A 19371-nucleotide genomic window follows, 5' to 3' on the forward strand; every position below is an offset into this window, starting at 1 on the left:
GTCGACGGGCCTTTCGTGGCAAGTTCGTGGCAAGAGAAAGCCCTCGCGGCTCTCACTGCGAGGTGAAACGTTCCAAAAATGATGTGACGGCCGTCTCATGTCAAGAGTTTGGACAAGATCAGCACGCGCTTGACCGTGCCAAGGTGCGAGACTGCACCACCTGACTCACGCTCATCGCCAATTGAAACGACACACAATTGAGCTGGACCAGCGGCGCGAAGCGTTTCTCAGAGGGCCGGGCGACGGATCGGGGCGCGAGGTCTCAGTAAGGAATCGCGAAGACGCGGTCGCGGGTCTGGCTCGCGACGCCGTCGGGGAGGAGAGGCGTTTGAGGAAGTCCGTGTCCCCGGTGTCCAGGCGCCATTGGAGCAGCGTCGCGCGCAGCCGTTCGCGGAGGGCGTCGTGGCTCTCCTCCACTGCCAGGTTCCGGGTCTCGCCCGGATCGGCGCGCAGATCGTGGAGTTGTTCGCGCCAGCGGCCCCAGCTGTAGACCGTGTATTTGTGACGTGCGGTGACCAGTGAGCGCCCGCGCGTCAAGGGCGGGTCCGGACGTTCGAAGAGGGTCTCGACCACGATGTGGTCGTGGCCCGAGGGTACTTCGAAGGACGGTCTTCTGGTTCCACGCGTGGGCCGCGTCGCCGTCGCCGTGGTCGCGCGTCGACTCCTCGTAGGGCACGTTCTTGTACATCAGACCGTGGCTGCCCAACTGCATGCCGTGGTCCGAGGTGAACACCACGAATGTGTCGCCGGTCAGCGGGTGCTCGTCCAGGGCGGCGAGCACCCGGCCGATCCGGTGGTCCACGCCGGTGATCGCGGCGTAATAGGAGGGCGCGGCGCGTGCGGCCTCGGCGGCCTCCGGCCGGTCCCAGTCGACGTTCGGCCGGGTCAGCAGTTCCCGCGCCGACCGTGTCGAGTAGCCGTCCAGGTACCGCTGCGGCACCTGGTCGAAGGGCTGGCGCGGCGGGTTGTAGGACAGTACGAGGGCGATCGGCGTGCCGCCGCGGTGGTAGTCGCGTGCCGCGCCGTCGAGGAAGGACAGGGCGACATCGGTCCCGTGCTCGGCCGACCACAGGTCGACCCCGGCCGGAGCCTCGCGAGGCGTGTCGCCGGTCCAGTAATGGGGCCGGGCGTGGTCGTCGCGGCGGTCGTGGGAGTACCAGAAGCCGAAGCCGTGCCTGCGGTCGGGCGCGGTGTACGCGTCCCAGACCCGGCCGTCCTCGCGGACGCCTTCCCCGGCTGCCGCGTCCGCCGGAACCGGGGCCTCCAGATGCCACTTGCCGATGTAGCCGAGTGCGTACCCCTCGTCGGCGAGGACGTCCGACCAGCACCGTGTTTCCGGCCGCATCCCCACGCCGGGTTCGGCGGTCGCGGAGTTGACGTTGAGGTGGACGCCGTTGCCGTACGGGTAGCGTCCGGTCATCAGCATCGCCCGACAGGGGCTGCACACCGGGTAGTTGCTCACCGCCCGCGTCAGCACTCTGGGCCTTTCGGCCAGTTCGTCGAGGGCCGGGGGGCGGACCGGGTCCTCGCCCAGGAAGCCGAGGCAGCCGGCCCGCCACTGATCGGCGATCACCAGGACGAGATTGGGGCGCCGTACGGAGCCGTCCTCCCCCGGCGTCATTTGCCCATCCCCAGGGTGAGACCTTCGGTGAGCCACCGTCCCAGCCAGATGTAGACGACCAGCATGGGCAGGACGACGGTGAAGGGCAGGCGCGCGGGGGCGGGGCGGGGCGCCTGCCCTTCACCGGGCAGCGGCGGCGGCCTCTCGGTCGGCCTGTTCGGGGTGACGGCTGCGCCAGTACGGGTTGTCGTGCGGGAGGCGGCTGCTGACGCGGCCGTACATCCCGAACGTGATGATGAGCAGGCCCATCACGAAGCTGAAGATGACATTGGGCATCCGGAAGTTCAGCACGTTCGCCGACCGGTCCAGGACGGCGAGATTGACGAAGCCGCTCAGGAGGAACAGGGCACCGACGGTCATGTTCAAGGTGGAGGCGAAGTTACCGCCGACAATGCCGCCGAGGATCAGGGCGGCGCCCACCACCAGGGAGATCACGCTCAGCGCGCCGTTGGTGCTCAGACCGGCGACTTTGGACCCGTGGGTGTCGAAGAAGCCCAGCGCGTCAGCGAACCCGAGTGCTCCGAAGACGATCAGCACAAGGCCGCAGAAGGCGGCGCCGAAGCGGTAGACGGTGGCCAGGTGGTGATCGCGCGGGAGTTCGTCCTGCAGCTTCATCGCCGTCTCCTCTGTGGGGCGGGGCCGCATGTCGCGGATGTACTGCTTTCGCACTATCCAGAGTGGCCCTTTTGTCCGGATCTCTCATCTCGCAGCGTTTTTGCAGCGTGTCGCGTATGGGCGCTACGGCCTCCGGGGCCGGCCCGAATCAGCCGAGCGCGGCGTCCGCCTGGAGGAGCGCCCGCAGTCTGCGCAGCCCGCGGCGCGAGTGGCTCTTGACCGTGCCCAGCGGCAGACCGGTGCGCTCGGAGATCTCGGCGTGGGTCAGGTCCCAGTAGAAGGCCATGCACAGCACCTGCTTCTGGGCGGCGGGCAGCTTGGCCAGCTCACGGGTCACGAAGACCCGGTGGAGGGCGGCGTCGGGCTGAGCGTCGGCGTCCGGCTCGGGCGGCAGGGCGGAACCGGCGTTGGCCACGAGTACGGAGCGGCGGGTGCGGGCGGAGAGCGCGTCGGCGATCTTCCGGTGCGCGATGCCGATCAGCCATCCGGCCAGGGACCCGCGGTCCGGCCGGTAGCCGTGCCGGCCGCGCCACGCGGCGAGGAAGACCTGCTGGGTGACGTCCTCGGCCTCGCGTGCGTCGCCGAGCGACCGGCGGGCGAGCGCGTGGATCAGCCCGCCCCAGCGGTGGTAGGCGGCGGCCACGCAGTCCTCGTTGCCCCGCACCAGACCGGCCGCCAGCTCCGAGTCGGCCAGGCCCAGCTCGGCCGGCTCCCACAGCGGCGCGTCGGACCCGCCCCGGCCGTCGGCGGAGCGGGCGGGCGTCGGTACGGCGGGGGAAGCGGGTGCGGCGGCAGCGGATGCGGACGCGGGCTCGTGCGCGGGTTCCGCGACGGTGCGTACGGTCATGGAGCTGCCTTTCTTCGGTCGGTTCCGGCCGGGCGGGCCGCGAGCCGCGGGGAAGCCCGGCGCGCGGGGGCGCTTGCCGCCGGTGCGGCAGGTTCGGCTCGTCCTAGCGTGCGAATCACCGGCCAGGTGGAGCAACTCGCACCGTTTCTGCGTCGTATATTGAAGAGATGAGCGAGGAGACAGGCGGAACGCAGGGGGCGTCGGGCCCGCGTGAGCCTGTCGAGGCCGGGATCGCCACGGGTGCGCTGGCGCGGCGGCTCGGGGTGTCCGCCACGACGGTGCGGTCGTGGGACCGGCGGTACGGGATCGGCCCGGCGGTCCGTTCGGACGGTCGGCACCGGCGATGGGCCCCGCGGGACGTGGCCGTTCTGGAGGAGATGTGCCGGCTCACCGCCTCGGGCGTGCCGCCCGCGGAGGCGGCACGCGCCGCTCAGGCCGCCACCGGCACCGCGCCCGCGCCCACGAGCCCGGCGTCGGCCCGGCCGCCCCGGCCCGCCACCCGGCAACCGGCCGCCGGGAGCGGCCTGCCGCTCGGGGATGTCCGGAAGGAGTGCCGCGGGCTCGCGCGGGCCGCGGTGCGGCTGGACGGCCCGGCGGTGGACGCCCTGCTGACCGACCTGGTCGAGCGGCACGGGCTGGTCGTCGCCTGGGAGGAGGTGATGGCGCCGACCCTGCGCGCCGTCGGCCGCAAGTGGCAGACCTCCGGGGAACGGTACGTGGAGGTCGAGCACCTGCTGTCCTGGCACGTCTCGTCGGCGCTGCGCCGGGTCCGCGCGGCGCCGACCGTCACCGGGGCGGCGCCCGTACTGCTCGCGTGCGTGCCCGGCGACCACCACACGCTTCCGCTGGAGGCGCTCACCGCGGGGCTCGGAGAGCTCGGCCTGTCGACCCGGATGTTCGGCGGGGCGGTGCCGGTCGACGCCCTGGACGAGGCCGTCCGCCGGATCGGGCCGGCGGCCGTCGTGCTGTGGTCCCAGTCCCGCTCCACCGCCGACCGCCCGCTCGCCCGGCATGTCGCGGCCAGTAGCTGGGGCGTCAAGGGCGCCCGTACCCACCCGATGGTCTTCCTCGCCGGTCCCGGCTGGGCCGGACCCCTGATGCCCGGCATGCTCAGACCCCAGGGCCTGCGCGACGCCCTGTCCGCCCTGAGCCGCATCGGCTCCCCCACCCCACCACCCACCGCCGCGCCCTGACCCCTTCCGGGGGGGTACGCCCGGAACGGTCCTCAGCCGAGGCCGACGCAGGCTCAGCGGCAGCCCGGGGGCGGCCCGGCCAGTCCTCAACCGAGACCCGCGAAGGCCGGTGGGCCACTCACCGACAGCCCGGCGGTACGGCCCCGCGCCGCATCAGCCCTCAGCCGACACCGCCGCAGGCCGACGGGCCGCTCACCGCCAGCCCCAGGGGTGGCGCGGCCGGTCTTCAGCCGGGACCACCGCAAGCCGACGCGCACTCACCGGAAGCCCCGGGACGCCGCCCCGGCCAGCCCTCAGCCAACATCACCGCAGGCCAACGGGCCGCTCACCGCCGGCCCGAGGGAGAAACGTCCCGGCCGGACGTCAGCCGCGGGTCGCGGCTCAGGCGCAGCCGGTGGTTCCGGGCGGGGCGGTGGCCAGGTATTCCTTGACCAAGGCGGCAGCCGTGGAGGTGAGGGTGTAGCCGGTGGTGACCGTGGCGCGGCCGCGCGCGGCGAGGGCGCGGGTGGCGGAGGGCGGCATGTCCAGCATCCGTTCGAGGCCGAGGCCCAGGGCGGGTGCGCAGGAGGTGTCCAGCAGTACGCCGTTGTCGCCGTCGCGCAGATAGTGGCGTACTCCCCCGCGTTCGGGGGCGGCGGTCGGCAGGCCCGCGTCCATGGCTTCGAGCACCGCGATCCCGAACTCCTCCTTGGCGCTCGGGCAGACGTACCAGGCCCGCGCCCCCGACGCCGGGTCGGCCAGCGCACGCTCCAGGCGGCGTACGCGGGTGTTGGACAGGGCCGTGAGCAGGACGAGCCGGTGAGCCGCGCCGGGGTGCCGGGCGAGCAGGCGGCCGATCCTGGCGCGCATCGCGGTCTCGGCGGCCGACGGGCGGGCGGACGCGCCGCCGATCAGCACGAGGGAGGACCGCCGGTACAGGCCCCGCTCCAGCCAGGCCCGTACCAGCATGTCCTGCTGCTTGACGGGATGCAGCCGTCCCACGGAGAGCAGCAGCGGCTCCCGCAGGGCGTCCGGGCCGAGCGGCGCCCGCCGCGCGCCGCCGCTACCGCCGCCCCCGCGGCGGCCCCCGCCGAGGACCATGCCCAGCAGATCCGCCCGGTCGGACGCCTCGGACGCGGCCGGCACGTACGGCTCGATGCCTTCCGGCGGTGCGGCCGGGCCCGCGCCGTCCCGTGCGGCGGCCAGTTGGGGGAAGTGGCGGACGAGTTCGGAGGCGTCGCCCTGCTGCCCGGGTATGCCGACCACGCGTGCGGCCCGTTCGACCAGCCGGTCGGCGACGAACACGCGGTGCAGGTCGTCGCGCAGGTCGCCGGAGGCGGCCGGGGCCCGGCCGTGGCGTACGGTCATCTGCCGGTGCGGATCGGGCGTCGCGGTGAACACCAGCCGGGCTCCGAGGCGTTGCGCGGCCTGGGCCATGGCGAGCGAGCCGTCGTCGGCGTACCGCGCGTGCAGCACGTCCAGCCGTGCGCCGAGGCCGCCGAGCAGCCGTAGGGCCCACCAGGCCAACGCCTCGCGGTGGACGCCCATCTCGGCCTGACCGAGGGGATGTTCCGCGTCCACGGGGAGCCGCAGCACCCAGTGCCCGGGGCCCTGGGCGTGCAACAGGCTGTCGTCGCGCGCCAGTTCGCTGCGGCAGGCGGTGACCACCGTCACGACGGCCGCGACCGCGCCGGTGTCGGCCAGCGCGTCCCCGAGGCCGCTGAGCAGCACGCTCAGGCCGCCGCTCAGCCCCTCCCCCGGAGTGTCGAGGCCGCCGAGCAGCATCGGCTGGGCGACGAGCAGACCCGGCCTGCGCGCCGCCGCGGGCAGCAGCGGGTCCTGGCCGGGGAGCAGCATCAGCCGCTCGTACGGGTCTTCCGCCTCGGCGGAGACCGGCAGCAAGGACGCGCCGCCCGGCACACCGGCGAGGTAGCGCCAGGCCGCGTGGCGGGTCGCGCGGTCGCCGGCCGCCGCGAGTTCGGCCGCCTCCTCCGGCTCCAGCGGCCGGAGGCCCTGGGCCGTGGCGACGTCCAGCAGGGCCGCCGTCGCGGGCCCGACCGGGCGGTGGCGCAGCGCCTCGCGCAGCGCGTCGCGCGCGCTGTCCGCGCCGTGCACCCGCAGCGCGTCCGGCCACGCCTCGGCCGCGGCGGCCCGCAGCCGGTCCGAGCCACCGGCGTGGCCGGTCAGCGTCTCGGGGCTGTGGGCCAGGCCCATCCGGCAGGCGCGGCGCAGTCGCGCCAGCGACAGGTCCTCCGCCTCCCAGGCGATGCCCTCGGGGAACGGCCAGCCGTACTCCGCCTGCGTGAGGTTCAGCAGCGCCCCGGCGCCCGCGCCCGCGGCGGCGGGCCGGATCCGCCCGGTCCAGAAGGTCGAACGAAGGTCGACGAAGACGTCGTCGTCCGGCGCGGGCCCCGTGCGAGCGCCCTGACCGGCGAAGACGTCCCCGGTGACCGTCCCGTCGCCGACCGCTCCCGTGGCGGGGCCCGCCGCGGGGGCGGTCGGCAGTGCGATGTCTTCCATGGCGGCCTCTCCCGTGCGAATGGGGCTACGGATCGTGCACAGTCATCGCTTCCGTACGGCCGGGCGGATTGGATGCACATCGGGCGCCGGTTCTGCCTCACAGCGCGCACGCCCCTGACCTGGCAGGATCTGCCGTCGCAGCAGCGCCGCACGCCGTCGTGGAGTTCCGCGGGGGCCGCGTCGCCGTACGCGGACACCGCTCGACCGAAGGAGTCCCGTGGCCCGGATCGTGGTGGTCAGCCCGCCCTTCCAGTCGCACGCCCGGCCGCTGTCGGTCCTGGCGGGAGCCCTGCGGCGGGCGGGCGACGAGGTGCACTTCGCGTGCGCGCCCGCCTTCGAGGAGCTGGCGCGGGACGCGGACATCGGTTTCGTGCCGCTCACGGTGACGCGGAACGCCAATACGGGGATCGCGGAGACGACCGAACAGGACACGGCGGAGGCGGCGCGTCTCACCGAATTCCTGGACGCCACCAGGGCGGGCGCGGTGCCCGCGCTGCTCGCCCAGGCCCGGCACCGAGGCGCCGACATGCTCGCCGATCCGGAGCGGATCCTTGCGGACCTGCGGAATCTGCACGACCGGCTGCGGCCGGACTGGTACCTGGTGGACCAGCTCAATTACCCGGTGACGCTCGCCCTGCACTGCCTCGGGCTGTCGTACGCCTCCTACTGTCCCGGACATCCCGGCTACCTGCCAGCGGGCCCCGACGCCTTCTTCGGCGAACCCTGTGCCTGGCCCGCCGGGATCCGGCCGCGCCCCGCCGAGCGGGCGGCGCTGCGCACCGCGGTACGGGCGAACGACGCGGCGTTCACGTCGCTGTTCGCGGACTTCGCCGCACTCCACGCGCCGCACCGGCCGCCGCCCGGCCGGGCGTTCGCGCTGACCTCACCGCACGCCGTCGTCTACTGCTACCCGCCGCTTCCCGGCCTGGCCGTACCGCCCGAGGGGCGGGAAGCCCTCTACGCCGGTCACTGCACCGCGCCGGACGCGCCGGTCCTGGACCCGTACTGGCGCGTTGAGGCCGACCGGCTGCGGACGACGGCGGGGAAGGTCGTTCTGGTCGCCTTCGGCACCTTCCTGTCGGCCAGGGACGACGTGCTGCGGACCGTGGCGCGCGGCGTGCTGGAGCGCTGTCCGGAAGCGGCGGTCGTCCTGGCGGCCGGGGACCGTACGGCGGCGCTCGCGGGCCTGGCGGCCGGGGACCGTACGGCGGCGCTCGCGGATCTGGCGGGCCCGCGGGTGTGCGTCGCGGCCTCCGTGCCGCAGCGCGCGCTGCTGGCGGAGGTGGACGCGATGGTGCACCACGGCGGCAACAACTCCTTCACCGAGTGCGTCGCCGCGGGCGTCCCGGCGCTCGTCCTGCCGTTCTCCAGCGACCAGTTCGCCGTCGCCCACGACGCCGAGCGGGCCGGGGCGGCCGTCGTCCTGGATCCGGCTGCGGCGACCGGGCGGGAGATCGGGGACGCCGTGGCCGCACTGCTCACCGCGCCGCCGCCCGGACTCAGGCCGTTGTCCGTCCGGGTCCGCGAGCGGGGTCCTGACTGGGCGGCGGTCCGGCTGCGGGCCGTGATGACCGCCTGCCAGGAGCGGCCGGTCGCACCGTAGCGGTCAGTGGGTGGCGACCGGCCGCGGGCTCGGGGCGGACCGGCCCTGTTCCGCCGCCTTGGCGATGTTGTGTGCCATCCCGCCGAAGACGAACCCGTGGAAGGGCGAGATGCTCCACCAGTACGCGTGGCCGAGCAGCCCGCGCGGGTGGAACAGCGCCCGCTGCCAGTACAGGGTGCGGCCCTGGTCGTCCCGGTCGGCGTGCAGCTCCAGCCAGGCCAGGCCCGGCAGTCGCATCTCGGCGCGCAGCCGGAGCATCCTGCCGCGGTCGATCTCCTCGACCCGCCAGAAGTCCAGGGAGTCCCCGGTCCGCAGGTGAACGGCGTCACGGCGTCCGCGGCGCAGCCCGACGCCGCCCGCCAGCCGGTCGAGCCAGCCGCGCACCGCCCAGGCCAGGCCGAAGGAGTACCAGCCGTTCGTGCCGCCGATGCCCTCGATCACGCGCCACAGGGCCTCGGGTGAGGCGTCGACCACCTGCTCGCGGCGGTCGGTGTAGAGGCTGCCGCCGGACCAGTCGGGGTCGGTGGGCAGCGGGTCGCTGGGCGCGCCGGGCAGCGAGGCGGAGGACCAGCGGGTGGTGACCTGGGCGTCCTGGACCCGCCGCAGGGCCAGGGTCAGGGCGCGGCGCAGCGGGAAGGGCTGCCCCTCGCCGTCCGGCACGTAGCGGGCGATGTCGTGCTCGGAGCAGACCACCTCGTGCCGCAAGGACTCCGCGAGCGGGCGGGCGATCGACCGGGGCACCGGGGTGACCAGTCCGATCCAGTGGCTGGACAGCCGCGGGGTGAGGACGGGGACCGGGACGATCAGGCGTTTGGGCAGACCGGCGATCGCCGCGTAGCCCTGCATCATCTCCCGGTAGGTGACGACGTCCGGGCCGCCGATGTCGAAGGGGCGGCTGACCTCCGGCGGCATGGCGGCGCTCCCGACGAGGTAGCGGAGCACGTCGCGGACGGCGATGGGCTGGATCCGGGTACGGACCCAGCTCGGTGTGACCATCACCGGCAGCCGTTCCGTGAGGTAGCGCAGCATCTCGAACGACGCGGAGCCCGATCCGATGATCACCGCGGCGCGCAGCGCGGTGGTGGGCACCCCCGAGTCCAGCAGGATGCGGCCGACCTCGGCACGGGAGCGCAGGTGCGGCGAGAGTTCGGCCTCCGGTACTCCGCCGGGGGTCAGGCCGCCGAGGTAGACGATGCGTCCCACCCCTGCGGCGCGGGCCTGCTCGCCGAAGACCCGGGCCGCCTCCCGGTCGGTCTTCTCGAAGCCGGAGCCAGTGCCCAGCGCGTGCACGAGGTAGTACGCCACGTCCACGTCGCGCATCGCCGCCGCCACCGAGTCGGGATCGGTGACATCGCCCTGGACCACCTCGGTGTCGTGCACCCAGGGGTGGTCGCGGAGCTTTCCGGGTGAGCGGGCCAGGCACCGGACCCGGTACCCGGCGGCCAGCAGTTCGGGCACCAGGCGTCCGCCGATGTAGCCCGAGGCCCCGGTGACCAGGCACAGCGGCCCGGGTTCGGTGGCATCGCTGATCATGAGCAGCTCCGTTCCGCGCGTTGTGTTCCCCCCACCGTCCCCCTTCACGGTCTCTTCCGCTCGGCCCGGTCGGCCGGATGCGGGCCGGACCACCCGCATGCGGAGATTCGTCGACAGTGACCCGATGTGGCGGCGTGATCGCGGTGGGTCACTCGTGGTGAGGTGTTTTCGCCCCTTCCGGCAGCAGTGGACGTCCGCTGCATCCGCGAGGGCGTCCCGGACGGAATGACGGAAGACGAAGCCGAACGACGCGAGGAGAGGAAGTCGATGAGGCGCATCGCGGCGGACGAGCACCCCTCCCCCGGTGAGCAGGCGGCCCGGGGCGCCCCGTACGACGCTTCCGCACGCGTCCTTGCCCCCCGCCCGCCGGACCCCGCGGCCGTGGACGCGGACGTCGCGGACCACGTCGGGCGGGTGCTGGCCCACGAGCTCGGCGAGCGGGTGGCGGCAGCGGCGGCGATCGACGCGGTCTTCGCGCGGGACCTCGCCGAGCGGGTCGCCGGGTTCACCCTGGGCGGCGGCAAGCGCACCCGGTCGCAGTTCCTGTGGTGGGGGCTGCGGGCCGCGGGCGGCGGTGGGTCCGCCGAGGAGGTGCACGCGGCGCTGCGGATCGCCGCCGCGGTGGAACTCGTCCAGACCTGCGCGCTGGTGCACGACGACGTGATGGACGGCTCCGCGCTGCGGCGCGGACGGCCCGCGGTCCATCTCGACCTCGACGCGCAGTACCCCTGCGCGCGCCGCTCCGGCCCCGCCGAGCCCTTCGGCCGGGCGGCAGCCGTCCTGGTCGGCGACCTGGCGCTGGCCTGGGCCGACGACACCGTCGCGGCCACCGCCCTGCCCGACGACACCTCCCGCAGGGTGCGCGTGCTGTGGCAGGCCATGCGCACCGAGATGGTGGCCGGGCAGTACCTGGATCTGCACGGGCAGACCACCGGTGCGCGGTCGGCCGCGCGGGCACTGCGCACGGCCCGGCTGAAGAGCGCGCTGTACTCCGTCGAGCGCCCGCTGGCGCTCGGGGCCGCTCTGGCCCGCGCGGACGAGGAGACCACCCGGGCACTGTGCGCGGCGGGCCGACAGGCCGGCATCGCCTTCCAGTTGCGCGACGACCTGCACGGGGTGTTCGGCGATCCCGCGTACACGGGCAAGCCGACGGGCGAGGACATCCGCGACGGGAAGCCCAACTACCTGATCGCGGTGGCCCGCGACCGCGCCGAGGCCGCGGACGACCGGCAGGCCCTCGCCCTGCTGGACACGGCCGTCGGCGACCCGCGGTTGTCCGACGGCGAACTGGACCGGGTACGGGACCTGCTCGTCGCGACCGGCGCGCGGGCCGCCGTCGAGCACCGGATCGAGAAACTGGCCGCCGACAGCGCCCGGTTCCTGGCGGGCGCGACGCGCGTCGGACCGGTTGCCAGGGCCCGGCTCCTCGACCTCTTCCAACGCGCCGCGGGCGTACGCCCGGACGGCCGGTCCGTACACCACGCCCCGCACCCGCGGGACCGGCCGGCAGCCGCCGGACCGGGCCCGCGGGAAGCCGCTGCCGCAGGAGACCACCGATGAGAACAGTGACGGGACGCACCGATCATGTCGTGGTGGTCGGGGCCGGGCTGTCCGGGCTGTCCGCCGCACTGCACCTGCTGGGCGCGGGACGCCGGGTGACGGTTGTGGAGCGCGCCCCGCTGCCTGGCGGCCGGGCGGGCAGGATCGAGCGGGGCGGCTACCGGATCGACACAGGGCCGACCGTGCTCACCATGCCCGACCTGGTCGCGGAGGCGTTCGCGGCCGTCGGCGAGACGATGACCGACCGGCTGGACCTGATCGCGCTGCACCCGGCCTACCGGGCCTTGTTCGCCGACGGCAGCCGCCTCGACGTGCACACCGGCGCCGAGGCCATGGAGGCGGAGATCGAACGCTTCGCCGGTCCGGCGGACGCGGCGGGCTACCGGCGGCTGCGCCGCTGGCTCACCGACCTCTACGCGGTCCAGATGCGGCGGTTCATCGACGCCAACTTCGACTCGCCGCTCCAGCTCGTCCACCCGGACCTGGCCCGGCTCGCGGCGCTCGGCGGCTTCGGCCGACTCGACGCCCGCATCGGCGACTTCGTCTCCGACGAGCGGCTGCGCCGGGTCTTCACCTTCCAGGCGCTGTACGCGGGCGTACCGCCGGCCCGCGCGCTCGCCGCCTACGCGGTGATCGCCTACATGGACACCGTCGCGGGCGTCTACTTCCCGCGTGGCGGCATGCACGCGCTGCCGCGGGCGATGGCGGACGCGGCGGCCGACGCGGGGGCCGACTTCCGGTACGGGCAGGACGTCACCCGGCTGGAGCGGTCCGGCGACCGGATCACCGCCGTCGTCACGGACCAGGACAGGATCGCCTGCGACGCGGTGGTGCTCACCCCCGATCTGCCGGTCGCCTACCGGCTGCTCGGCCGGGCCCCGCGCCGGGCGGTCCCGCTGCGGCACTCGCCCTCCGCGGTGATCCTGCACGCGGGCACCGACCGCAGCTGGCCGGAGCTGGCGCACCACACGATCTCCTTCGGCGCCGCGTGGAAGGACACCTTCCACGAACTGACCCGCGCCGGGACCCTGATGTCCGACCCGTCGCTGCTGATCACCCGGCCGACGGCGACCGACCCGGAACTGGCCCCGCCCGGCAAGCACCTGCACTACGTCCTGGCGCCGTGCCCCAACACCGCCATCGGTCCGGACGCGCGCGCGTGGGGAGAGCTCTCGCCGCGTTACCGCGACAGCCTCCTCGCCGAGCTGGAGCGGCGCGGCCTGACCGGGATCGGCGCCGCCATCGAGGAGGAGTCCCTGGTGACGCCCGCGGACTGGACGGCGGACGGGCACGCGGCCGGTACGCCGTTCTCCGCGGCCCACACCTTCGCGCAGACCGGCCCGTTCCGTCCCCGGAACCTGGTGCGCGGCACCGAGAACGCGGTGCTGGCCGGCTGCGGCACCACGCCCGGCGTGGGCGTGCCGACCGTGCTCATCTCCGGCAAGCTCGCCGCGGCCCGCGTCACCGGGCCGCGCCCGCGGCGGCCGTCCCCGCCCGCCCGGACCCGGCTCGCGACGGAAGGCACCCCGGCGTGACCGCGCGCGAGCTCGACGCGGCCGGAATCGACGCGCCCGCGCTGCGCGCCGCGTACGCGCGCTGCCGACAGCTCAACGCCCGGCACGGCAAGACGTACTTCCTCGCCACCCGGCTGCTCCCGGTCGAGCGGCGACCGGCCGTGCACGCGCTGTACGGCTTCGCCCGCTGGGCCGACGACATCGTCGACAGCCTCGACCGGACGCGGACCCTCCAGGAGCGGGCCGCCGCGCTCGACGCGCTCCAGGAGGAGCTGGCGGCCGGGCTGCGGCACGGGAACAGCAGGGAGCCGGTGGTGCGGGCGCTCGCGCACACGGCCGCCGTGTACGACATCGACCACCGGCACTTCACCGACTTCATGGCGGCGATGCGCAGCGACCTCGAAGTGCGCGACTATCCGACGTACGCGGACCTGCGCGGCTACATGCACGGGTCGGCTGCGGTGATCGGCCTCCAGATGCTGCCGGTGCTGGGCACGGTGGTCCCGCGCGCGGAGGCCGCCCCGCACGCCGCGGCACTCGGTGTCGCCTTCCAGCTCAGCAACTTCCTGCGGGATGTCGGCGAGGACCTGGACCGGGGCCGGGTCTACCTGCCCGCGGACCTGCTCGCCGCGCACGGGGTGGACCGCGGCCTGCTGCTGTGGAGCCGGACGACCGGCGCCCGCGACGCGCGGATCACCGAGGCGCTGCGGGCCGCCGCCGAACTGACCCGGGGCGTCTACCGGGAGGCGGCGCCCGGTCTGCCGATGCTCGACCCGGTGGCCAGGCCGTGTATCCGTACCGCTCTCGTCCTCTACGGCGGGATCCTGGACGCGATCGAGGACGACGGGTACGCGGTCCTGCACCGCCGTGCGGTGGTACCGCGCGAGCGGCGCGCGGCGGTGGCGCTCGACGGGCTGGTCCGGCTGGGCGCGGCGCGGCTTCGCGCCCGGGGCGGCGCGACGGCACCAGAGCCGGAGGACCGAGGGCAGGCGGGGCGGACGCACGGGCGGTCACGTCAACCGCCGCGTGAACGGCCGTCGTCGGTGGGCCCGTCGTGGTCCCGCTGGGAGAAGGAGAACATGTCGTGACCGACCACCGGCCCGGCCGCTTTCCGCTGCGGCTGCGCCGCGACCCGGCCGGCTGGGCGCAGCAGCCGCCGACCTGGCGCGACGCGGCGCCGCGGCTGATCGGCGACGCCCTGAAGCGGGCCCTGGCGCGGCCGTCCGGCAACTGGTTCGTCGTCGGCGGCTCCCGCGCCGTCAAGGACGGCCGCCCGTACGGCAGGACCGTCGGCGGCACCGAGGTGGTGCTGTGGCGGGACGCGGCGGGCACGCTGCGCGGCGGCCCCGGCGCCTGCCCGCACCTGGGCGCGCCGCTCAAGGACAGCTCCGTGCGCTGCGGGACGCTGATCTGCCACTGGCACGGCCTGTCCCTCAAGGGCGCGCCCTTCGCGGGCTGGGAGCCGTACCCCGTGTACGACGACGGGCTGCTGGTCTGGGTGCGGCTGGACGGGGTGGGCGGCGAGGAGCCGACGGCCGCCCCGCTGGTGCCGGTCCGGCCGGAGCCCGCGCGCGCCCTGGCGGCTGTCTACACGGGTTTCGGGGTGTGCGAACCGGAGGACGTGGTCGCCAACCGGCTCGACCCGTGGCACGGCGGATGGCTGCACCCGTACTCGTTCGTGGACCTCACGGTGGTCGGCACGCCCACTGGCGATGCCGACGCGGCGCACGACGCCTTCGCGGTGGACGTGTCCTTCAAGGTCGCCGGGCGGGCGGTGGTGCCGGTGCGCGCGGTGTTCACGGCGCCGGAGCCCAGGACCGTGGTCATGCACATCACCGAGGGCGAGGGGCGGGGTTCCGTGGTCGAGACGCACGCCACGCCGCTCGGCCCCGACCGGTCGGGGCGTCCGCGGACCGCGGTGGTGGAGGCGGTGGTCGCCGCGTCGGACCGCCGCGGGTTCGCGGTCGCGCGGGCCGCCGCCCCGGTGCTGCGTCCGCTGATGCGCGGGACCGCCGGACGGCTGTGGCGCGACGACCTGGCGTACGCGGAGCGGCGGTGGGCGCTGCGCGCCGCCGGCCGCTTCCCGGGCTGACGGCGCGCGGCCCGTCACGTGTCCCCGAGGGACGCCAGCGCCCGCAGTACGGCCGAGCGGCCCCGCTCCGGGACCGTCCAGAGCGTCTGGCCGCGCACGCCCCACCGCTCCAACAGGGCGTTGGCGGCCAGGAAGCCGGTGGTCGCCGCGCGTTCCATGAGGGCGACCGGGAGGTCGGTGCGGACCGCGTCGCCCGCCACCGTGACGGTCGGGTGCGGGGTGCGGACGGTGGGGCGGTCGTGGAAGCCGCCCACCGGGAACAACGGGCAGTCCGCGCGCCATTCGTGCCGCTGGTCGACGATCGAGGCGTGCGCCGTCTCCGGGTACACCCGGTCCATCTGCCGCACCAGCCGGTCCTGGGCGGCGGGCCGGTCGTCGGAAGCGTAGGCGTACGCGTGCAGTTCGACCACCGAGCCGCCGGTCCTGGCCGCCCAGCGCGCCGCCTCGCCCTCCCAGCGCTCCAGCACGCTGATGTTGTCGAGTGGGCCGAAGCCGCTGGTGCCGAGGAAACCCGGCCGGTCGGCGGCGACCGGGCGGTCCAGCCAGAGCCGGGAAACGAGGAACGGCGGCGCGGTGCGCAGCCGTTCGGCCCGCTCCCGCCACGGCGCGTCGCACAAACCGGGCGAGGCGGCGGCCAGGCGGCGCAGCCCGCCGCTGTCCAGGGCGAGGACGAGGGCGTCGAAGCGCCGCGTCCTGCCGTCGGCGGTGACCGTCGGGCCGTCGGGCCCCGACGACCCGGCCTCGCTCACTTCGGTGCCGGTGCGCACGTCCGCGCCGTGGCCTTCCAGGTAACGGCCGAGCGGCTCCCAGAGCGCCTGGGGGTACGGCTCGTCGGGGACATCGAAGAGCAGGCCCTCGCTGGAGCCGAGGAAGTAGATGTGGAACATCAGGACGAGCTCCGCGGCCGAGAGTTCGCGCGGGTCGGCGAAGAAGCTGCGGGAGAACACCTCGAAGGCGAGATGCTGCGCGGCGTCGGGGAAGCGGATACGGGCCAGGAAGTCGGCGGCGCTGACCGTGTCGAGGCGTGCGTAGACCTGAGGCACGCGCACGTCCAGCAGGGGCAGGGCGGCGGCCGGGTTCATCCGGAGCAGATCCCGCCAGCCGAAGGCGGGGCTGAGGGCGACGAAGCCGAGGGCGCTCCACGGCGGGGTGCGCGGAACGCGCGCGAAGCTGTCGTACAGGCCATTGCTGTGCCGCAGCGGGTAGTCGGGCAGCGCGGTGAGCACGCCGAGGGAAGGGTCGGCGCGGCGGAGCAGGCCGCGCAGGTTGTAGTACTGGCGGAAGAAGGCGTGGAAGCCGCGGCTCATGGTGACCGGTGAGCCGTCGGCCAAGTCGGTGGACCAGCCGGCCAATCGTCCGCCGAGGCTGTGCTCGCGCTCGTACAAGGTGACCCGGGCGCCGCGCTCCGCCAGGCCGGTGGCGGCGGCGAGCCCGGCGATACCGCCTCCGATGACGGCGACCTCGGGGGCGTCGGCGCCGAAGCGGGGGCGGCCGGGCGGCGCGGGGATCGTCCGGGCGCGCCGGTCGCGGCCACGGCGGGGCGCGGCGGGGCGCCCGGTCACCGCGGGTCGCCGTGCTGGTTCCGGGGCTGACGCCGGGGCTGCTGCTGGGCCAGATTTCGGGGCGGGTGGGGAGACCCCTGTTCCGGCTCGCCGCGCGGCGGGTCCTGGGGTACGCGGCCGAGCACGGTGTGGGTGATGCCGGTCTGCCAGCCGGGCAGCGGCAGGACACGGACGGAGCCGAATCCGGCGCGGCGCACCCGGTCGCCGAGGGCGGCGGCCGTGTCGAACGCGACGACGCTGGTGTAGAGGTGGCGGTAGAGACCGGCGTCGCCGGTGAGCCGTCCTGCGGGCAGCGCGACGCCCTTGCACACCCCCGCCCAGACCGCCCGGTGCGCGGCGCTCCCGCCGAGCGCGTACTCGTGCACGGCCAGCCGGCCGCCGGGGCGGAGCCGGTCACGGACGGCGGTGAGGACGAGGTCCGGGTCGGCGACGTTGCGCACGAGATACGCGGCGAACGCGGCGTCGAACCGCCCGGTGACGAAGCCCCCTTCGGCCAGTTTCTCCACGGGCGCGTGGAGGAAGGAGACGGTCGCGGGCCAGCGTTTGGCGGCTGCCCGCTCCAGCATCCCGGCGGAGGCGTCCAGCGCCGTGATCTCGGCGTACGGAGCGGCGTCGAGCAGCGCGGCGGTCGAGGAGCCGGTGCCGCAGCCGAGGTCGAGCAGGCGCAGCCCGGCCCCGCCGTGCGGCAGCCGCAGTCGCCGGGCGGAGCGGCGCAGGTGCGCGTGGTAGCCGGGGTTCATCGCGGTCAGCCGGTCGTAGCGGGCGGAGCCGTGGTCGAACGCCGACGACAACTCGTCGTCTCGCAGCAGGGGCATGGGGCACTGACTTCCTGTTGGGGGGGGCGGCATCGGGGCCGGGCGGCATCGACGGGGGCCGCGCCGGGGCGGCGGCTCACGGGCGCGACGGGGGCGGGTCGGGTCTGCGGGCGACAGATTCGCCGGGCACGTGCCTGCGGAGGAAGGGCAGTTCGGCCACGGTCCGCAGCATCGGGGCGACCGGGGTGCTCAGGCCGATCAGGAAGTCCTCCCCCGGTCCTGAGCCGCCGTCGAGGAAGCGCAGCAGACGCTCGGTCGGCACCCGGCGGAACAGCCCGGTGAAGAAGTCCGCGCCGTCCACCCGCCCGGTGTCCAGGGCCCGCAGCATGACGGCGTCCATCGCCCGGGAGCGGCGCGAGTGCGGGGAGGGCGGTACCGGGGCGCGGCGCGGCCCGCCGCCGACCGTGGGATCGCCGGTCAGGAGGGCGTCGGCGACGGCCTGGGTCTGCCGCTGGACGGCGGCGAAGGTGTAACCGGTCGACGCGCGGGTCGCGCCGCCCGCCGTGCCGATCCGGAACACCGAACGTCCGGCGCGCGGGGTGAACCGCCCGTCGGTCATCGGGATCACGCCCTGCTCCACGCCGGTCACCTCGAACCGGCCGAGCTTCAGCACGTCGTCGGTGTAGTGCCGCAGCGCCGCGTCGTACCGCGCCGTGTCCAGGACCCCGGCGGAGAATTCCGTGTACTCCACGAGCGCCTGCCGTGGCCCGAGCGGCAGCACGTAGCCGAAGGACAGCCCGTGCGCGGGCCGCGGTGTGCGGAAGTCCATCAGGTCGGCGACCGCGGGGGCGAAGGCGTCGTCCGCGGTCCGGACGAACCAGCCCCTGAAGTGCTGGAGCAGCGTCGTGCGGGCCGCGGGGAGCCGTGGGAGCGGGCGGGAGTCGAAGACCCAGCGGGCGTTCACCTCCAGGGGCCGACCTGCCGTGTCGTGCCCGGAGACCCGCGCGCCGGTGGCCGTGTCCTGGACGGACTCGACCGTCGCCTCGATCCGGCGGCAGCCGTCCGGTCCCGACAGGCGCTCGCCCACCAGCCGTTCGAAGGCGCCGGACCGCAGCATCTTGTAGCGGAACGGCGCGGGATCCGCCACAGTGGCCGAGCCGTCGGGTCCCCGGACCCGCAACCGGCCCCAGGACGCGGCCAGGACCGCGTCGTACGGGCCGCCGGGCGGCTCCCAGAAGCACCAGGTGCGCTCGGGCGGTCGCAGCGGACCGGAGGGTGCGTCGACCAGCACCACGGTGGGCCGGTGCCGGCCGGCCCCGGGCGCGCACAGCCGGTGGGCCAGCGAGAGCCCGGCGGCGCCCGCACCCACGATCACGACGTCCGCGTCCCGCACTCGTGCTCCTCCCGGCGCGACGAACACCTGGCCGTCCGGGCCCGGCTGCCGCGTTGCAGATCTTTCCGCAGCGAAGGCCCGGTTGGATGCACGCGGGGCGCGCGGCGAGCGGCGATCACGCAAATGGGGACGTCGTGCGGGGAGCGATCCCCGGGGACCGGCCGCCCTGGGATCGCGCAAGGCGGCTGTGGGGGGCGGGTGTTGGGGGCGGGTGTTGGGGGCGGCTATCGGCGGCGGGGACACCAGTCACCGGGGAGACGGCCCGGACGGCCGGGACAGGTCGGTGCGCCGAGCGCGGCGCACCGGGCGGCCGTAGCGGCGGCCAGCGGTCCGGCCGAGCTGATCAGCACCACCGGGAGGGCGACGAGGGCGGCCCACCGCACCGCGGCCTCCGCCGCCGCGCGCACCATGCCCGCCGCTTCCCGTCGTTGACGTCCGCGTCCGCTGTGCGCGCTCTCGGGGGACCGCCGGAGCCCGTCTCCTGCGTGGGCCCGCGCCGCGCCGCACGCCGCCCAGGCAGCGGCGTCCCGCGCGGTCGGCGGCCACCCCGACGATCCGGCTTCCCACCGCGCAGGGCACATGCG

At 75.1% G+C, this 19371-nt stretch carries 14 protein-coding genes; 6 read left to right on the forward strand and 8 right to left on the reverse strand.

What is annotated here, in order from left to right; translation table 11 throughout:
• Positions 1 to 262: 262 nt before the first annotated feature.
• The 3 genes from ACFZBB_RS22710 to ACFZBB_RS22720 form a co-directional block, all read right to left on the reverse strand.
• Positions 263 to 1621: a sulfatase-like hydrolase/transferase gene (locus ACFZBB_RS22710; protein ID WP_391125194.1), complete on the reverse strand. Its 1359-nt coding sequence runs from the start codon at positions 1619 to 1621 to the stop codon at positions 263 to 265.
• A gap of 120 nt (positions 1622 to 1741) precedes the next feature.
• Positions 1742 to 2236, reverse strand: a complete 495-nt coding sequence (locus ACFZBB_RS22715; protein WP_391125197.1) for a DUF4383 domain-containing protein — start codon at positions 2234 to 2236, stop codon at positions 1742 to 1744.
• Positions 2237 to 2384: 148 nt separating this feature from the next.
• Positions 2385 to 3083: a sigma-70 family RNA polymerase sigma factor gene (locus ACFZBB_RS22720; RefSeq protein WP_391125200.1), complete on the reverse strand. Its 699-nt coding sequence runs from the start codon at positions 3081 to 3083 to the stop codon at positions 2385 to 2387.
• Positions 3084 to 3250: 167 nt separating this feature from the next.
• Between ACFZBB_RS22720 and ACFZBB_RS22725 the strand changes: the two genes are divergently transcribed.
• Entirely contained in the window at positions 3251 to 4276 is a 1026-nt protein-coding gene (locus ACFZBB_RS22725) for a MerR family transcriptional regulator (RefSeq protein WP_391125203.1), read from the forward strand.
• Between the two features lie 381 nt (positions 4277 to 4657).
• Here ACFZBB_RS22725 and ACFZBB_RS22730 read toward each other — a convergent pair whose 3' ends face one another.
• Positions 4658 to 6775 (reverse strand): glycosyltransferase, encoded by a 2118-nt coding sequence (locus ACFZBB_RS22730; RefSeq protein ID WP_391125207.1) that lies wholly within the window; start codon positions 6773 to 6775, stop codon positions 4658 to 4660.
• 217 nt (positions 6776 to 6992) lie between these two features.
• On the opposite strand from ACFZBB_RS22730, the gene ACFZBB_RS22735 reads away from it, so the two are divergent.
• Positions 6993 to 8378 carry a nucleotide disphospho-sugar-binding domain-containing protein gene (locus ACFZBB_RS22735; RefSeq protein WP_391125210.1) on the forward strand — a complete coding sequence of 462 codons (1386 nt, stop codon included), beginning with the start codon at positions 6993 to 6995 and terminating at the stop codon, positions 8376 to 8378.
• A gap of 3 nt (positions 8379 to 8381) precedes the next feature.
• Here ACFZBB_RS22735 and ACFZBB_RS22740 read toward each other — a convergent pair whose 3' ends face one another.
• Complete coding sequence (locus tag ACFZBB_RS22740) at positions 8382 to 9911, reverse strand: SDR family NAD(P)-dependent oxidoreductase (protein ID WP_391125213.1); 1530 nt, start codon at positions 9909 to 9911, stop codon at positions 8382 to 8384.
• Positions 9912 to 10178: 267 nt separating this feature from the next.
• Here ACFZBB_RS22740 and ACFZBB_RS22745 point away from each other — a divergent pair, with 267 nt between their 5' ends.
• The 4 genes from ACFZBB_RS22745 to ACFZBB_RS22760 are packed head-to-tail and all read left to right on the forward strand — an operon-like array spanning position 10179 to position 15077.
• Positions 10179 to 11471: a polyprenyl synthetase family protein gene (locus ACFZBB_RS22745; protein WP_391125216.1), complete on the forward strand. Its 1293-nt coding sequence runs from the start codon at positions 10179 to 10181 to the stop codon at positions 11469 to 11471.
• Positions 11468 to 13006: a phytoene desaturase family protein gene (locus ACFZBB_RS22750; protein WP_391125219.1), complete on the forward strand. Its 1539-nt coding sequence runs from the start codon at positions 11468 to 11470 to the stop codon at positions 13004 to 13006. Before ACFZBB_RS22745 ends, ACFZBB_RS22750 begins: the two co-directional genes overlap by 4 nt.
• Positions 13003 to 14073 carry a squalene/phytoene synthase family protein gene (locus tag ACFZBB_RS22755; RefSeq protein WP_391125222.1) on the forward strand — a complete coding sequence of 357 codons (1071 nt, stop codon included), beginning with the start codon at positions 13003 to 13005 and terminating at the stop codon, positions 14071 to 14073. Before ACFZBB_RS22750 ends, ACFZBB_RS22755 begins: the two co-directional genes overlap by 4 nt.
• A complete protein-coding gene (locus ACFZBB_RS22760; RefSeq protein ID WP_391125225.1) occupies positions 14070 to 15077 on the forward strand; it encodes a DUF5914 domain-containing protein in 1008 nt (335 codons plus the stop codon). The genes ACFZBB_RS22755 and ACFZBB_RS22760 overlap by 4 nt, the downstream gene beginning before the upstream one ends.
• A gap of 14 nt (positions 15078 to 15091) precedes the next feature.
• Here the strand turns inward: ACFZBB_RS22760 and ACFZBB_RS22765 are convergent, their stop codons facing one another.
• From ACFZBB_RS22765 to ACFZBB_RS22775, 3 genes are all read right to left on the reverse strand, one after another.
• Positions 15092 to 16639 (reverse strand): FAD-dependent oxidoreductase, encoded by a 1548-nt coding sequence (locus ACFZBB_RS22765; RefSeq protein WP_391125228.1) that lies wholly within the window; start codon positions 16637 to 16639, stop codon positions 15092 to 15094.
• Positions 16636 to 17454, reverse strand: coding sequence for a class I SAM-dependent methyltransferase (locus tag ACFZBB_RS22770; RefSeq protein WP_391125232.1), 819 nt, complete (start codon positions 17452 to 17454; stop codon positions 16636 to 16638). The genes ACFZBB_RS22765 and ACFZBB_RS22770 overlap by 4 nt, the downstream gene beginning before the upstream one ends.
• Positions 17455 to 17530: 76 nt before the next feature.
• A complete protein-coding gene (locus tag ACFZBB_RS22775) occupies positions 17531 to 18787 on the reverse strand; it encodes a lycopene cyclase family protein (RefSeq protein ID WP_391125235.1) in 1257 nt (418 codons plus the stop codon).
• Positions 18788 to 19371: the final 584 nt, after the last annotated feature.

Origin of the sequence: Streptomyces sp. NPDC008139, from assembly GCF_042957025.1 — a bacterium.
GTDB lineage: Bacteria > Actinomycetota > Actinomycetes > Streptomycetales > Streptomycetaceae > Actinacidiphila.

Bases quoted from the DNA above. Each gene is read 5' to 3' on its own strand.
- ACFZBB_RS22710 (WP_391125194.1), bottom strand. From the start codon at position 1,621: ATGACGCCGGGGGAGGACGGCTCCGTACGGCGCCCCAATCTCGTCCTG.
- ACFZBB_RS22715 (WP_391125197.1), bottom strand. From the start codon at position 2,236: ATGAAGCTGCAGGACGAACTCCCGCGCGATCACCACCTGGCCACCGTC.
- ACFZBB_RS22720 (WP_391125200.1), bottom strand. From the start codon at position 3,083: ATGACCGTACGCACCGTCGCGGAACCCGCGCACGAGCCCGCGTCCGCA.
- ACFZBB_RS22725 (WP_391125203.1), top strand. From the start codon at position 3,251: ATGAGCGAGGAGACAGGCGGAACGCAGGGGGCGTCGGGCCCGCGTGAG.
- ACFZBB_RS22730 (WP_391125207.1), bottom strand. From the start codon at position 6,775: ATGGAAGACATCGCACTGCCGACCGCCCCCGCGGCGGGCCCCGCCACG.
- ACFZBB_RS22740 (WP_391125213.1), bottom strand. From the start codon at position 9,911: ATGATCAGCGATGCCACCGAACCCGGGCCGCTGTGCCTGGTCACCGGG.
- ACFZBB_RS22745 (WP_391125216.1), top strand. From the start codon at position 10,179: ATGAGGCGCATCGCGGCGGACGAGCACCCCTCCCCCGGTGAGCAGGCG.
- ACFZBB_RS22750 (WP_391125219.1), top strand. From the start codon at position 11,468: ATGAGAACAGTGACGGGACGCACCGATCATGTCGTGGTGGTCGGGGCC.
- ACFZBB_RS22770 (WP_391125232.1), bottom strand. From the start codon at position 17,454: ATGCCCCTGCTGCGAGACGACGAGTTGTCGTCGGCGTTCGACCACGGC.